The sequence below is a fragment of the Devosia sp. genome (assembly GCF_036563435.1).
Taxonomy (GTDB): domain Bacteria; phylum Pseudomonadota; class Alphaproteobacteria; order Rhizobiales; family Devosiaceae; genus Devosia.
Window position 1 is genome coordinate 90523 of record NZ_DATCMJ010000019.1, and the last position, 15389, is coordinate 105911.

The 15389-nt window shown below is 64.6% G+C and carries 11 protein-coding genes and 1 pseudogene; 7 read left to right on the forward strand and 5 right to left on the reverse strand.

The genetic code is table 11. From position 1 onward, the window contains the following. Positions 1–251 precede the first annotated feature (251 nt). Complete coding sequence (gene polA / locus VIL88_RS16995; RefSeq protein WP_331990804.1) at positions 252–3167, reverse strand: DNA polymerase I; 2916 nt, start codon at positions 3165–3167, stop codon at positions 252–254. Positions 3168–3317: 150 nt separating this feature from the next. Here polA and VIL88_RS17000 point away from each other — a divergent pair, with 150 nt between their 5' ends. Then, positions 3318–4850, forward strand: a complete 1533-nt coding sequence (locus tag VIL88_RS17000; RefSeq protein WP_331990805.1) for an ATPase domain-containing protein — start codon at positions 3318–3320, stop codon at positions 4848–4850. Continuing rightward, positions 4847–7198, forward strand: coding sequence for a hybrid sensor histidine kinase/response regulator (locus VIL88_RS17005; RefSeq protein ID WP_331990806.1), 2352 nt, complete (start codon positions 4847–4849; stop codon positions 7196–7198). The genes VIL88_RS17000 and VIL88_RS17005 overlap by 4 nt, the downstream gene beginning before the upstream one ends. Here the strand turns inward: VIL88_RS17005 and VIL88_RS17010 are convergent. Further along, positions 7195–7779 carry a LuxR C-terminal-related transcriptional regulator gene (locus tag VIL88_RS17010; protein ID WP_414650163.1) on the reverse strand — a complete coding sequence of 195 codons (585 nt, stop codon included), beginning with the start codon at positions 7777–7779 and terminating at the stop codon, positions 7195–7197. The two genes, VIL88_RS17005 and VIL88_RS17010, sit on opposite strands and share 4 nt — an antisense overlap. A 24-nt stretch (positions 7780–7803) precedes the next feature. After that, positions 7804–8357, reverse strand: a pseudogene (locus VIL88_RS17015) (transglycosylase SLT domain-containing protein); the annotation flags it as partial. 379 nt (positions 8358–8736) lie between these two features. Between VIL88_RS17015 and VIL88_RS17020 the strand changes: the two are divergent. From VIL88_RS17020 to VIL88_RS17035, 4 genes are all read left to right on the forward strand, one after another. Beyond that, complete coding sequence (locus VIL88_RS17020; RefSeq protein WP_331990807.1) at positions 8737–9264, forward strand: hypothetical protein; 528 nt, start codon at positions 8737–8739, stop codon at positions 9262–9264. A 165-nt stretch (positions 9265–9429) separates the two neighbouring features. Further along, positions 9430–10401, forward strand: a complete 972-nt coding sequence (locus tag VIL88_RS17025; protein ID WP_331990808.1) for an AraC family transcriptional regulator — start codon at positions 9430–9432, stop codon at positions 10399–10401. Positions 10402–10512: 111 nt separating this feature from the next. Then, a complete protein-coding gene (locus tag VIL88_RS17030; protein WP_331990809.1) occupies positions 10513–11727 on the forward strand; it encodes a styrene monooxygenase/indole monooxygenase family protein in 1215 nt (404 codons plus the stop codon). After that, positions 11724–12236, forward strand: a complete 513-nt coding sequence (locus tag VIL88_RS17035; protein ID WP_331990810.1) for a flavin reductase family protein — start codon at positions 11724–11726, stop codon at positions 12234–12236. Before VIL88_RS17030 ends, VIL88_RS17035 begins: the two co-directional genes overlap by 4 nt. Before the next feature lie 326 nt (positions 12237–12562). Here the strand turns inward: VIL88_RS17035 and VIL88_RS17040 are convergent, their stop codons facing one another. Both VIL88_RS17040 and VIL88_RS17045 read right to left on the reverse strand, forming a co-directional pair. Beyond that, complete coding sequence (locus tag VIL88_RS17040) at positions 12563–14623, reverse strand: ATP-dependent helicase (RefSeq protein ID WP_331990811.1); 2061 nt, start codon at positions 14621–14623, stop codon at positions 12563–12565. A 63-nt stretch (positions 14624–14686) separates the two neighbouring features. Beyond that, positions 14687–14884: a hypothetical protein gene (locus tag VIL88_RS17045; protein WP_331990812.1), complete on the reverse strand. Its 198-nt coding sequence runs from the start codon at positions 14882–14884 to the stop codon at positions 14687–14689. A gap of 138 nt (positions 14885–15022) precedes the next feature. Here VIL88_RS17045 and VIL88_RS17050 point away from each other — a divergent pair, with 138 nt between their 5' ends. After that, positions 15023–15385, forward strand: coding sequence for a YciI family protein (locus tag VIL88_RS17050; protein ID WP_331990813.1), 363 nt, complete (start codon positions 15023–15025; stop codon positions 15383–15385). Positions 15386–15389: the final 4 nt, after the last annotated feature.

Below are 15389 nucleotides of genomic sequence, written 5' to 3' on the forward strand. Positions count from 1 at the left end.
TCCGTAAGTGAAGAGCCCTCGGGTCGGGCCCGAGGGTGACGGGCGGGGGGTGGGGGAGGTGCCTCTCGGTGCGTGTGGCACGGCTGGGCCCTGCGAGCGTAGCTCTCCGGGCCTGGAAGCCTGAAATCGCTCCACTGGAGCGATTTCACCGCCGAAGGCAGCCTTAGCCATTCGAGCATAGCTCTCATGGCCTTCTTGGTTTGAAGGGCTCCACTGGAGCCTTTCATCTGCTGCGCAGACCACCGGCGAAGTTAGTGCGCCTCGTCCCAGTTATGCGCGGCGTGGGCGTCGACCTGGATCGGCACCGACAGCCGGACCGCGGGTTCGGCCGCGTTTTCCATCACGCGCTTGATGACCGGGATGGCTTGGTCCTCCGTGCCTTCGGGGACTTCGAAGATCAGTTCGTCATGCACCTGGAGGAGCATGTCGGCTTCGACCCTGGCCTTCTGGAGCTCGCCCTCCATGCGGATCATGGCGCGGCGAATGATGTCGGCGGCCGAGCCCTGGATGGGGGCGTTGATGGAGGCGCGTTCGACAAAGCTCCGCTCGGCCGGATGGGAGGAATTGGCGTTGGGGAAGTTGATCTTGCGGCCGAAGATGGTGGACACGAACCCGTCGGCTTTCACGCGGCGGCGCTGGCTGTCCATATAGTCCTTGATGCCGGGGAAGCGCTCGAAATAGGTCTTGATGTAGTCGCCCGCCTCGCCGCGCGGAATGGCCAGCTGGTTGGCAAGGCCAAAGGCGGAAATGCCGTAGATGATGCCGAAATTGATGGCCTTGGCGCGGCGGCGGACGTCGGACGGCATGCCCTCCACAGGGACGCCGAACATTTCCGAGGCGGTCATGGCATGGATATCGAGGCCCTCCTCGAAGGCATCCTTGAGCGCCTGGATATCGGCGATATGGGCGAGGACGCGCAGCTCGATCTGCGAATAGTCGGCCGAGATCAGGACCTTGCCGGGGGCAGCGACGAAGGCGGTGCGGATCTTGCGGCCGTCGGCGGTGCGGATCGGGATGTTCTGGAGGTTCGGGTCGTTGGAGGAGAGGCGGCCTGTCAGCACCGAATGCTGAGAATAGGTGGTGTGGACGCGGCCGGTGCGGCGATTGATGTAGTTGGGGAGGGCATCGGTATAGGTGCCCTGGAGCTTGGTGAGCTGGCGCCAGTCGACAATGGTGCGCGCCAGCGGCACGCCCTTGGCGGCGAGGTCTTCGAGCACGTCGGCGCCGGTGGACCAGGCACCGGTCTTGGTCTTGGTGCCGCCTTCGAGCCCCATGCGATCAAAGAGGATCTCGCCCAGCTGCTTGGGCGAGCCGAGATTGAACGAGGAACCGGCCAGCTCATAGGCCTCGGCCTCGAGCGCCGCGGCGCGCTGGGCGAAATCGCCCGACAGGCGGGCAAGGATCTGCCGGTCGACCGAGATGCCGCGCCCTTCCATGCGCGCCAGCACCGGGGCGAGGGGGCGCTCGAGGGTTTCATAGACCGTGGTCATGTTCTCCGCGGCAAGACGGGGTTTCAGGACCTGCCAGAGGCGGATCGTCATGTCGCTGTCTTCGGCGGCGTAGCGGGCGGCCTTGTCGATCTCGACCTGGGCGAAGGTGATCTGGGTTTTGCCTGTACCGATCAGGTCCTTGATCGGGGTGCCGGGGACGCCCAGCCAATGATCGGCGAGCTCGGCCATGGTGTTGTATTGCGGGCCGTCGAGCGAATAGCTCAGGAGCAGCGTGTCATCGACGGAATTGACCGCGATGTCGTACCGGGCAAGCAGGCCAAGGTCATACTTGGCATTGTGGAAGATCTTGAGGATGGAGCGGTCGGCGAAGAGGGGCCGGAGCATGTCGAGCGCCTCGCGCATGTCCATCTGCCCCACGGCCTTGCCTGTGCCGAACATGTCGCCTTCGCTCGAGGCATGCCCCAGCGGCAGGTAGGCCCCGGTGCCGGGGGTGACGGAGAAGCTGATGCCGACAAGGTCGGCGGTCTGGTTGTCGAGGCCGGTGGTTTCGGTATCGGTCGCCACATGGCCGGTGAAATAGATGCGGTCGATCCACTGCTGGAGGTGATCGCGGTCGCGGATGATCTCGTAGGCTTCGGGGGTGAAGGGGATGGCCTTGACGCGCTGGTGCTCGGCGGCGGCGTGTCGGATCAGCGGCGCCTCGGCCTTGCCGGAGGCCTCGGTGCGCTGGGCGCGGGCCTCGGCGCGGGCCTCGTTGTTGAAGCCAATGGGGCCGGTCTGCTTGACGGCCAATTCGGGATCGGGATCCCAGGCATCGGGATCGGCGCCGAGGAGCCCGGCGAGGCGCTTGGTGATGGTGGCAAATTCCATGGCTTTCAGGAACGGAAAGAGCTTGCCCGGCTCGATCGGCTGGCGCGCAAGGGCGCCGAGGTCGAGCTCCACCGGCACGTCGCGCGAGAGGGTGACGAGGCGCTTAGATATGCGTGCCAGCTCGGCATTGGCGATGAGCTTTTCGCGGCGGGCATTCTGCTTGATTTCAGTGGCGCGCTCGAGGAGGGTTTCGAGGTCGCCAAAGGTATTGATGAGCTCGGCGGCGGTCTTGACGCCGATGCCGGGGACGCCGGGGACGTTGTCGACCGTGTCGCCGCACAAAGCCTGCACGTCGATGACCTTGTCGGGGGAAACACCGAACTTGTTGAACACTTCCTCGACGCCGATCCAGCGCAGCGGCGGCTGGCCGGGGCGGGGAATGGTGTCCAGGAGGCGGATCGAGCCCGAGGGCTCGACCAGCTGCATCAGGTCCTTGTCGGAGGAGACGATGGTGACCTTGCCGCCATGGTCGCGCGCCATGCAGGCATAGGTGGCGATGATATCGTCGGCCTCCCAGCCCTCCATTTCGATGGAGGGGATATTGAAAGCGCGGGTGGCGGAGCGCGTCAGCGGGAATTGCGGCACCAGCTCTTCGGGGGCGGCCGGGCGCTGTGCCTTGTAGTCGGGAAAGAAATCGTCGCGGAAGGTCTTGCCCTTGGCGTCGAAGATGACAGCCATGTGGGTGGGCTCGTCCTCGCCCTTGAGGTCTTCCATGAGCTTCCACAGCATGTTGCAAAAGCCCTGCACGCAGCCGACGGGGAGGCCATCGGACTTGCGATTGAGCGGGGGCAGGGCATGGAAGGCGCGGAAGATATAGCCCGAGCCGTCGACGAGCAGCAGATGCATGTGGCGATTCCAGTCTGAAGCGAGCGGGGACTTTAAGCGAGATTGCGCCGCGTCAAAAGGGCTCTGGACCGGGGAACCCGACCACAAATATAACCGTTCCCGCAAGCTGGGCTGAAGCGGCCCACCTCGAACCGATGGATGGTAAGCTGCATGCCCGAGACCGCCGCGCAAGACAAAGCCATGATCGGCGTTCCCGGACTGGACAATATCCTTGTGGGCGGATTGGCTCGCGGCCACCTCTATCTGCTGGAGGGCAGCCCCGGCACCGGTAAGACCACCATTGCGCTGAGCTTCCTCCTCGAAGGGCACCAGCGGGGCGAAAAAGGCCTCTATGTCACCCTTTCGGAAACCGAGGGCGAGCTGCGCCTTACCGCCAATTCGCATGGCTGGGAGATTGACGACAAGTTCGAAGTGTTTGAGCTGGCGCCCCCCGAAAGCCTGCTCGACAGCGAGCAGCAGCAGACCCTGCTCTATTCGTCGGACCTCGAACTGGGCGAAGCCACAAAGTCGATGTTTGCCGCGGTGGAACAGGCCAAGCCCGACCGCATCGTACTCGATTCCCTTTCCGAGATCCGCCTCCTGGCGCAGAGCTCACTGCGCTACCGCCGTCAAATCTTGCTGCTCAAGCACTATTTCGCCCGCAATGGCGCGACCGTCCTGATGCTCGACGACCTGACCAGCGACGCCAATGACAAGACCGTCCATTCGGTGGCGCATGGCGTGATCCGGCTCGACGAACTGGCGCCCACCTACGGCGCCGAGCGCCGCCGCCTGCGCGTGATCAAGTATCGCGGTCAGGCCTATCGCGGCGGTTACCACGACTTCACCATCAAGCATGGCGGCGTCAGCGTCTTCCCGCGGCTCGTGGCCAACGAGCATCGCACCATTTATGACCGCGCGCCGCTCACCAGCAACATAGCCGAACTGGATGCCCTGGTGGGTGGTGGCATCGAGCGCGGCTCGAGCACCCTGGTGCTTGGCCCGTCAGGGTCGGGCAAGTCGCTCCTGACCCTTCATTTCGCCCGCGCCGCCGTGGAGCGGGGTGAAAAGGCGGCGCTGTTCATTTTCGATGAAGAGCTGGGCCTCTTGTTCAACCGCGCCAAGGCGATGGGGATTGATCTCGAGGGTTTGCAGGACCGCGGCGACCTCATCATCGAGCAGGTGGATGCCGCCGAACTGTCGCCTGGGGAGTTTGCCCATCAGGTGCGGGAGCGCGTTGCCCATGCCGGCGTCAAGACGGTGGTGATCGACAGTCTCAACGGCTACCAAGCGGCCATGCCGGAAGAGCAATCGCTGCTGCTGCACATGCACGAACTGCTGCAATACCTCAACCGACAGGGCGCCACGACCTTCATCACCGTGGCCCAGCATGGCCTCGTCGGTGACATGAAGTCGCCGGTGGACATCACCTACCTGGCCGACAGCGTCATCCTCTTGCGCTACTTCGAGGCCGTCGGACGGGTGCGCCGCGCCATCTCGGTGATCAAGAAGCGCAGCGGACAGCATGAAGACACGATCCGCGAGTATCGCATCGGAAGCAATGGCATCTCCATCGGCCAGCCGCTCGAAAACTTCCAGGGTGTGCTGCGCGGCGTACCCACCTATACGGGAGAGCCTGCTCCACTGCTGGGCAGCGAACCGGATCCCCGCTTTGGGCCGACCAGCGGAGACGTCGAGGTTTGATCAACTCCGAGCGCGCCCTGATCCTGGCGCCGCGCGGCCGCGACGCGGCGGTGGCGGCTGCCCTGCTTCAAGGAGCGGGCCGGCAGGCCGTGGTCTGCGGCTCCATTGCCGAACTGGTCGGTGGCATGGAGGAGGGGGCAGGGCTCGCCGTGGTGGCGGGCGAGGCGGTGCAATATGCCGATCTCACCGCCATCAGGCAGTGGATCGAAAGGCAGCCGACCTGGTCGGACTTTCCCATCATCGTTCTGGGTGAAAGCGGCCGCAACCAGGAGCAGTTGCCCATGATGGCGCAGCTGCATGCTACGCTGGGGAACGTGATCGTTCTCGAGCGGCCGTTTCATCCAACGGCGCTGATCGGGGTTGTCGAAAATGCCCTGCGCGGCCGCCGCCGGCAGTACCAGTCGCGCCGCTACCTCGAGAAAACCGTTGAGGCCGAGCAGCGGCTGCAGACTGCGCTGCTGGCCGGCCGCATGGGTTCCTGGGAGCTGGACGTGGTCGAACTGGTCCTCACCGGCTCGGACCAGTTCAAGGCCTGTTTCGGCCGCGGACCGGAAGACCAGTTCACCTTTGCCGACCTCGTCGAGGCGGTGTCGCTGCCCGATCAGCGCCGGGTGCAGCGCGCCTTCGACGATGGCATGGCGGGTGCCGACCTTGTACTCGAATTCCGCATCCATTGGCCCGACCGGAGCGAGCACTGGGTGGACATGCGGGCGCGTGTGCTGACCGACCGCAGTGGACGGCCGCGGACGCTGGTGGGCGTGGTCAGCGACATCACCGCACGCAAGGCGGCGGAGGCAGAGCGCGAGCGCCTGCTCGCCGCCGTGGCCGCCGAACGCGAACGCACCCAGCAGTCGCTGCGCGGCGAACGGGCGCTTTCGGGCCTGCTGCTGACCAGCGTGCCGGCCGGCATCGTGGCCTATGACACCGAATTGCGGGTGACCATCTGGAACCCGGTGATGGAGCGCATCTTCGGCCTGCCGGCGCCTGCCGTGCTCGGGCGTCCGCTCGCCAAAGTAATCGGCCAGGAACAAAGCGACACGATCGAGCCTCGGCTCCGTGATGCTTTGGCGGGCGTGGCCGGGCCGATCGAGGAGATCGAACTCTCGACCAATGCCAGCGGGCAGGTGGTGCTGGAAAGCCAGCACGCCCCGCTGCGGGGCGGCGAGGGACAGATCGTGGGCGGCGCCGCCTTCTTCCGCGAGATCACCGATCGCCGCCGCGCCGAAGAACAGCTGCGCCAGGCCCAGAAGATGGAAACCATCGGCCAGCTGACCGGCGGCGTGGCGCATGACTTCAACAATCTCCTCGCCGCGATCCAGGGCAATCTGGAACTCCTGCGCAAGCGCCTGCCGGACGATCCGCAGATCCAGCGTTTCATCGAGGGGGCGCTCAAGGGCGCCCACCGCGGCGCCTCGCTAACCGCACGCCTCCTGGCCTTTGCCCGCAGGCAGGACCTCAAGGCCGAACCGACCGATCTCAGCGCCTTGCTCGATGGCATGCGCGGGCTGATCGAGCGCTCCATCGGGCCGCTGATCACCGTGCGCTTTGCCATCGCTCCCGACCTGCCGCCGGCAAAGGTCGACGCCAACCAGCTCGAGCTGGCGATCCTCAACCTCGCCGTTAACGCGCGCGACGCCATGCCCGATGGTGGACACCTGAGCCTCGAACTCGAGGAGCGCAATGACGATCCCGAGCTCAGCGGCCGCTATCTGCGCCTTGCCGTGAGCGACACGGGAACGGGCATGGACGCCAAAACGTTGGCCAGCGCAATTGAGCCATTTTTTTCCACCAAGGAATTAGGCAAAGGTACAGGTCTTGGTCTATCGATGGTGCACGGGCTTGCCGTGCAATTGGGCGGCGCCTTGCGGCTCCGTAGTCAACTGGGGCAGGGAACCACAGCCGAGCTCTGGCTGCCGGTCTCGGCAGCCCCGGTCAGGGAAGTGATGGAAATGGCCGTTGAAACCGTTGCTGCGCCGCAGGCCTCCACCATCCTGGTGGTCGACGACGATGCGCTGATCAACATGAACACCGTCGACATGGTCGAGGATCTTGGCCACAAGGCGCTGGAGGCCTATTCGGGCAAGCAGGCGCTCGAGATCCTGGCGTCGGACGCGCATGTCGATGCTCTTATCACCGACTATGCCATGCCGGGCATGACGGGTGTGGAACTGGCCGAGAAGGCGCGCGAATTGCGGCCCGACCTCCCGGTGCTCCTGGCGACGGGCTATGCCGACCTGCCTTCGGGCACGACAACCGACCTGCCGCGCCTGGCCAAGCCCTACCATCAGGCCGACCTCGCAACGCAGATCGGCAAGCTCCTGCAGGGTCGCGGCGGCGCCAGCGCCTAGATCTGGATTTCTCCGCGCCGGGCGGCTTCGACCGCCAGCTGCACCCGGTTGGTGGCACCCAGCTTGACCATGGCGGCCTGCACATGCTGCTCGACGGTGCGCGGCGAAATGCCGATAATCATTGAGGCCTCCGCCGAGGTCTTGCCCTGGGCGACCCACTGCACCACCTCGCGCTCGCGCGGCGTCAGCACCGACCCTGCCGCCTGGCGCGCCAGGCCCATGCCATCGGGCGTGGCATCGGAGCCGATATAGCCGCCCAGAGTTCCGTCCTGGTTGAAATAGGGATGACCGACGGCGACGACCCAGCGGTACTGACTATCGCGCCGGCAGAGCCGATATTCGGTAAGGTAGGTAGACTGCCCGCCCGTCGCATCGCGGAAGGCATTCAGCGCCAGGAGCTGATCGTCGACATGCACAGCCTGGCACCAGCCGTCGCCCTCGCCGGCGCCTGGTTGCTGGCCGGTGAAATCATACCAGTTCTGGTTGAGGTAGATGCAGTAGCCGTCCGGCTCGGTGATCCAGACCATGAGCGGCGACTTGTCCGCGACATTGCGCAGCTCGGTGCGGATGGGATCCCACACGATCTCCCGATGGGGTCGAACGGTAATCGGGATCGGCGCGCGCAATGATGTCTCCCCCAGACCAATAACCCCGAATGCCGCAGCAGCAGGAAGGTTCCTGGAGGAAGCGCCTAGCGGAGTCCGGCCTCTTCGAGGAGCCCGGCGCGCTTGGCATCATAATAGTAGCCGCGGGCGTAGAGGCGCATGGCCTGGTCCTGATTGCCGCCTGCCGTGACATAGGCACCGGCAAGGTAGCGCACGGCGTAGCGGAGATTGGTTTCGGCATCGAGCAGGCCCGACGGCGACCCACGATAACCCTGCCCGGAAGCCGTGGCGTGGCTGATCTGCATCAGCCCGTAATAGGGTCCGTTGCGCGCCGCCGGATTATAGCCGCTCTCGCGCACGATGACGCGTCGCACCAGCGCCTCGGGCACCTTGTAGTGTTCCGAATAGTGGGCGATCAGCGGGTCGAGCGAACCGCTGGCATAGCCCAGCGCGCTGGGTGCTGCCGGCACGGCGGTGGCGTCGGGAACATGCCCAGCGGGCGTTGCCGCCGGTGTCGCGAAACTGGCGAGCGCCGCCTTGGCACCGCCCGGCGCCGGCTTCAACCCGCTCATCGAACAACCCGCAACCGCCAGAGCCAGCATGGCCGCGGCGCCAAGCGCCATTGGGGTGCGGAAGGATGTGTGTGTCTGAGCCATGGGGGCACTCTAGCGCATTTTCCTGGGCGCGGCGATAGAGCTCAAAAACGGCGGAGTCATGGCCGAACGGAGGCAGGAGCCGACGACGCGCGGCTCTCACGCATGCCGGTTGGCGCGATTTCCGCACATTCCTGCACTCTGCGGACAGGCTTGGCAGTGGCGGCATAGCCGGTTCCGGCCGATCTGCAATGTTCCTCCTCATGTTCCTGAACGGAATGTCTGGAGCCCGCGAGGCTCTGCAACAACAGCGCACCTTGTGCGCAGATGAGGATCCAAAATGAAAAAGACGCTTTCGCTCTCTATCGCCCTTGCCGTCGCTGCCATCGGCTATACGACGGCCACCGCTCCGAGCCTGGCTGCCACACGCCTTATGGTGAGCTCGCTCGAAGGCTTCCAGTATCGCTGCGAGCATCACGGCGGCGCCTACGCCAAGGCGGGTTCGGTCGTGAGCTGCAATACGCCGTCGGTTGCGGTGAGTTGCGAGTACTTCCATCCGCGCCAGGCCTATTGCAACTGGCCGGGCATCGAGCGGCAGATCGACGTGGTCCGCGTCATCGGCACGCTTCCGCCGGCCGGCAGCATCGTTGCCTCGTCGTCGGACAATGGCCCTGGCGGCAATGGTAATGGCGGCAATGGCGGCGGTGGCAATGGTGGCGGTGGCCTGCAGGGGCCCAAGGACATCAAGGACGCCCCGCAGGAAGACCCCAAGCCGAACTTCGACGGCCCCAAGGACTTCCAGGATGCGCCAAAGGAAGACCCAAAGCCCAATTTCGATGGTCCTAAGGACTTCCAGCTGGCTCCCTGATCGGCGCCACCACGCTTTTGAAGGGCGACCCACCAGGGTCGCCCTTTGCTTTTGTGCGGGTGCGGACAGGCAATCGTCGAAGGCCCACTCCTTTGGGTGGGGTCGCGCCCGCGCTGCGTCGCTATTGAGGGGCAACAGCAGCACCGACGTCGGGGAGAACGTTCGATGGTCTTGCAGCAACCCCTTTCTCGCTATGCCCGATTTGCCACCGCCGAAGTGGACGAGGCGCGCCAGCAGGTCGCCCGCGTCTTCTGCGATCACCGGCTCCAGCCGCGCCACCGCGCCCGGCGCCTTGATGCCTGGCAGAACATGGCCCGTCTGGGCAGCATCTCCGTCGGGGCCATGAGCTATGGCGCCGACGTCGAGATCGACCCTGGCGAACTGGGCGACTTCTACCTGCTGATGCTGCCCTATTCGGGATCTTCCACCATCCGCCATGGCCGGCAGGAGGCCGAGGGCGGCCTCGCCTGCGGCACCATCCTTGGGCCGGAAGATCCGACCGTCATGCAGTGGACCGCCGACTGCGCCAAGCTCATGCTGCGCATCGATCGCGAGGCGCTGGAGCGGCAACTGTCCAACATGCTGGGCGGCGCGCCGGTGCCCCATATCCGCTTCGACCTCGCCATGCCGCTGTCGGGGCGGGGCGCGCAATGGTGGGGCATGCTGCGCCTCCTCATGGACAGCCTCGAAGGGCCCGAGGCCATGCCGAACGCGCTGGCGACCAGCCTCCACGAGTCACTGCTCCTGGTGAGCCTGCTCGATTGCCAGCCGCATAGCCATACGGCGCGCCTGGGCATTCGGCAGAACTCCATTGCCCCGCGCCATGTGCGGCTGGTGGAGGCCTATATCGAGGACAATGCCGACAAGCCCCTGACTGTGGGCGATCTCATCGCCGTCAGTGGCGTCAGCGCCCGGGCGCTGTTCGACGGCTTCCGCCGCTTCCGCGACACCTCGCCGCTGGCGCATCTGCGCAGTGTCCGCCTGGCGCGGGTGCGCCAGCAGTTGCTCGATGCGGGCGACAACGAGACGGTGACGACGATCGCGACGCAATGGGGCTTCTACCAGCTCGGGCGCTTTGCCGCGCAATACAAGGCGACCTTCGGCGAAGCGCCGTCGGAAACCCTGCGCCGCCGCTGACCTGCTGACTTTCCGCATTCGCCGCATAGCTGCAGCACTGCCTGCATAGCCGGGAGGCACCGGCCAAGGCCACTATCCCCGCATGGTCCAAAGGCAATGCAGGGAAATGCTATGAGGAAAATAGGTATCGTGGGCGCCGGCCAGGCCGGGCTGCAGCTGGGCATCGGTCTGCGGAGAGATGGGTACGAGGTCGTCATGACCTCCAACCAGACGGCGGCGCAGATCGGCGATGGCCGGGTGACGTCCAGCCAGTGCATGTTCGATCGGGCGCTCGAGAGCGAACGCCGGCTGGGTCTCGACTTTTGGCACGACGCGCCGCCCGTCGAAGGCATCCAGTTTTCGCTGGTGCCCGGCGGCAATACGGCACTCAGCTGGTCGTCACGCTTGGATCGGCCGGGAAAGTCGGTCGACCAGCGCATCAAGATGCCGCGCTGGATGGAAGAGTTCGAGCGACTTGGCGGCGACCTGCGCATCGCCGATGTTGATAAGGCGGGCCTCGAAGCTCTTTCGAAGGAGTGCGACCTGGTCGTCGTTGCCTCTGGGAAGGGCGAGATCGGGCGGCTGTTCGAGCGCGACGACAGCCGCTCGCCCTTCGACAAGCCGCAACGGTCCCTGGCGCTGACCTATGTGCACGGCATGACGCCGCGTGCCGAGCATTCGGCGGTTAATTTCAACCTGATCCCTGGCGTCGGCGAGTACTTCGTTTTTCCGGCGCTGACCCTCAGCGGACCCTGCGAAATCATGGTGTTCGAAGGTTTGGTCGGCGGGCCGATGGACAGGTGGGCGGCAGTCACAACGCCGGCCGAGCACCTGGCAGAGAGCCTGCGGATTCTCAGAGAATATCTGCCCGACGAGTATGCGCGAGCCAAGGACGTGACCCTGACCGATGACCGGGGCATCCTCGCCGGCCGGTTCGCTCCCACCGTGCGCAAGCCGGTGCTGAGGCTGCCCTCGGGTGCTCATGCGCTGGGGATGGGCGATACGGTCTGCCTCAACGATCCCATCACTGGGCAGGGCGCCAACAATGCCAGCCACTGCGCCGCCACCTACCACGCTGCCATTGTCGCGCACGGTAATCGCCCCTTTGACGCCCCGTTCATGCAATCGGCATTTGACCATTACTGGGACTATGCGCAGTTCGTCGTGGCCTGGACCAACAACATGTTGCTGCCTCCACCCGACCACATGGTCCGGATCCTGGGTGCTGCCCAAATGGATGCGCGGATTGCCCATTGGTTCGTCAACGGCTTCAATGATCCAAGGACCTATTTCCCCACCATCACCGATCCGGCACTGACCGATGCCTTCTTGCGGAGGGCGGCATGACATCCCCGCTTCCTTCGCTCGACCCGGCGCTGTTGCGCCGGGCTCTGAGCATGTTCGCCACCGGCGTCCTTATCGTCACGACACGTTCAGGCGAGCGCGTGCATGGCATGACGGCCAATTCCTTCACTTCGGTCTCCCTGGCGCCACCGCTGGTTTTGGTCTGCATCGACCATCGCGCCACCATGAAGCAGGCCTTGCTGGAAGCCGGCCACTATGGATTGTCGATCCTGGCGCATGAACAAGAGCACCTTTCGCGGCACTTTTCGTCACGAAAGGGGGCGGGCGTCGATGTTGAGTTCGAGGACCTCGAGGGCATTCCGGTGGTCAAGCACGCGCTCGCACAGTTCTCGTGCCGAATTACCCAGGCGCCGGATGCCGGAGATCATCTGATCTTTGTTGGCGAAGTCACCGGCTATCGGCACGGAGAAGGCCAGCCGTTGCTGTTTTTCGGCGGCGGCTACAAGCAGCTGCACAGTGCTAGCGAAGCCGGTTTGCAACCAAGTGCCTGAAGGACTCAAACTTACCGGCCGGAGGCGCTGGGGCGGCTGAATATTTCGGTCAGACGGAGCAGGGCGACCAGATGCACGTTTTCCGGGGATGCCGGTGCCTTGGCGCAGTGAACATCGGTGACTGCCGTGAACCGGATGCCGTTGTGGGTGCCTGAGGCGCTGAATTCCAGCCGCTTTTTCTCCGGTCGGTAACGTGACCATCTTACCTTAAAATGCAGCGGACCCAGCATAGGGATGCCAATAGCTCGCCGCCTGGTTCGTTCCTCAAGTTCGGGAATTGCGCTGACGTACCGCCTGCCGCGGGATGCCCAGGTGGGCGGTCCGCTTCACCACATGCCGCGCATGCGGGATGCGAGATCCACCGATATCCCTGTCTTAGGCAGGAGGTCGCTGCGGATCGGGGCTACAGGTGGCCACAGAATATCCTCGAACAGGGGCTTCATCGTGCGGGGAATGAAGCGGGTGCGCTGCGCGTAAAGGTGCCGGTCGCCATTGCGCGTCTGCTGGGTGACATAGAAGCGCTGCGGCACAAGGAGGTGCAACTCGTCCTTGGCGCGGGTCATCGCCACATAAAGCAGGCGGCGCTCCTCCTCGAGCTCGTGCGCCGAGCCGGTCCCGAGGTCGGACGGAATGCAGCCATCGACGACGTTGAGCACATGGACCGATTTCCATTCCTGGCCCTTGGCGGAATGGATGGTGGAGAGGATCAGGTAGTCTTCGTCGCGCAGCGGAACGCCGGCCTGATCACTGGTGGCCTCGGGCGGATCCAGCGTCAGTTCGGTCAGGAACTTCTCGCGACTTGGATAGCCGGAGGCAATCTGCTCGAGCTGGATGATGTCGGGAACACGTGTCGCGGCGTCTTCGTACTGCCCTTCCATCAGCGGCTCATACCAGTGCCGCGCCTGGGCCAGTTCGAGCGGCCAGGCGGTCTCCCGCTTGCTGAGCTTGCCGACAAGCTCCACAAGCCCGATCCAGTTCTGCCCAGCCTTGGGTGGCGGAGGAACCTCTGAGAGCGCCCAGGCCGGGTTGGGGTTGCTGTCGAGCGCGTCGAGCACGCGGCCAGCCGTCGTGGGGCCAATGCCGGGGAGCAGTTGCAGCACGCGAAAGCCGGCAACCCGATCGCGCAGGTTCTCGGCCCAGCGGAGAATGGCCAGCATGTCCTTGATGTGGGCAGCGTCCAGAAACTTGAGCCCACCGAACTTGACGAAGGGGATGTTGCGGCGGGTGAGTTCGATCTCGAGCGGACCCGAATGGCTCGAGGTGCGGAACAGCACGGCCTGCTGCTTGAGCGGCGTTCCCGCCTCCCGGTTCCTGAGCACGCAATCGGCCACATAGCCGACCTGGTCGGCCTCATCCTTGACGGTGACCAGGAGCGGCTTGGCTTCCGACGGCCGTTCCGACCAGAGATTCTTGGTGAAGCGCTCGGTGGCCTGCTCGATGACTGCATTGGCCGCAGCCAGGATGGGCTGGGTGGAGCGGTAGTTGCGGTCAAGCGTCACAATGTCGGCTGCCGGGCTGAAATGCCCGGGAAAGTCGAGGATGTTGCGCACGGTCGCCGCGCGGAAGGAATAGATCGACTGGGCGTCGTCGCCGACCACGGTCAGCCCCCGACCGTCGGGACGCATTGCCAGAAGAACGGCGGCCTGGAGGCTGTTGGTGTCCTGGTATTCGTCGACCAGCACATGGTCGAAGCGGCCGGAAACCTCGGCGGCGATGGCCGGCTCGCTCATCATGCCGGCCCAATAGAGCAGCAGATCGTCGTAATCGAGCACGTTCTGCGCCTGCTTGGCCGCAACATAGGCGCCAAAGAGCTGGCGCAGCTCGCCCGCCCACATGGCGCACCAGGGAAACACCGTCTTGAGCACGTCGTCGAGGTCGCCCTGGGCATTCACCACGCGCGAGTAGATGGCAAGGCACGTCCCCTTGGTGGGAAAGCGTGTGGCCTTTTCGCTGAAGGCCAGATCGTGCCGCACCAGGTTCATGAGATCGGCGGAATCTTCGCGATCGTGGATGGTGAAGGCGGGATCGAGGCCGATCTCGTGTGCATGCTCGCGCAGGAGGCGCGCGCCGATGCCATGGAAGGTTCCGGCCCAGGTTAGGGCATCGCTGACGGCACCGGAGCCAACGCCAAGCACGCGCGAGGCGATCCGCTCCACCCGGCGGCTCATTTCGGCAGCGGCCCGGCGCGAAAAGGTCAAAAGCAGGATCCGGCGCGGATCCGCGCCGTTGACCATGAGATTTGCCACCCTATGCGCCAAGGTATTGGTCTTGCCCGAGCCGGCGCCGGCAATAACCAGCAGCGGCCCGGCTTCGCTGCCGACGCCATGCTCGGCGGCCCGGCGCTGTTCCGGGTTGAGAGCATCAAGAAAAGCGGTGTCGACAGGCATGAATCGGTCCTTGAGATAGGCTCCCAAGGGACCGCATTCTCTGTTTGTTCGCAAGCGCCCGTTTCAGATGTCTTTGTGAAGCGGCAAGGATGTGGCCGGCCTGCTGGTACGGGACCCCATGCCACCAAAGAGTATCTTTGATGAAAGGTCGCGGAAAAGGAGGATCAGCCTGGCTTCCGACGGCCGTTTCCACTCGGAAAAGGCGTCTGGGGTAAACGAGCAAAGCTGCCCCAGCATGGCGCCGGTATGGATATCGATCATATGAGGTTCCAATCGGTTTCGGTTGTGACGCGATTGGTCGTTCGGCAGCGGCCGCTTTCGACTGGGAATCTTTTTTGCCGTGGCAGTCGAAACCCGCTGCTTCCGTTCGGCTATGGTCGAAACAATTGGAGACCGCCTATGCGATACGCATTCCTGATCTATCTCGACGAGGCCAAGTTCGAGCTGTTGTCCCAAAGCGAGCGGGATGGCTTCGGCAATGCCATGCTCGACTATGACGACGAGCTCAAGGCAAGCGGTCACTGGATCATGGCCGAGCCCTTGAAGGCGCCTTCGGAAGCCATCACTGTGCGGAAGTGGTCCGGCGAGCTGAGCACTACGGACGGCCCGTTCATGGAAACCAAGGAACATCTGAGCGGCTTTTGCATCGTGGAAGCGCGCGACCTCAACGAGGCTTTGCAGCTTGCCGGCAAGATGCCGCTCGCGACCATGGGTTCCATCGAAGTCCGGCCGCTCGACGTGCTCGAAAGGGTAGCGCTATGAGATA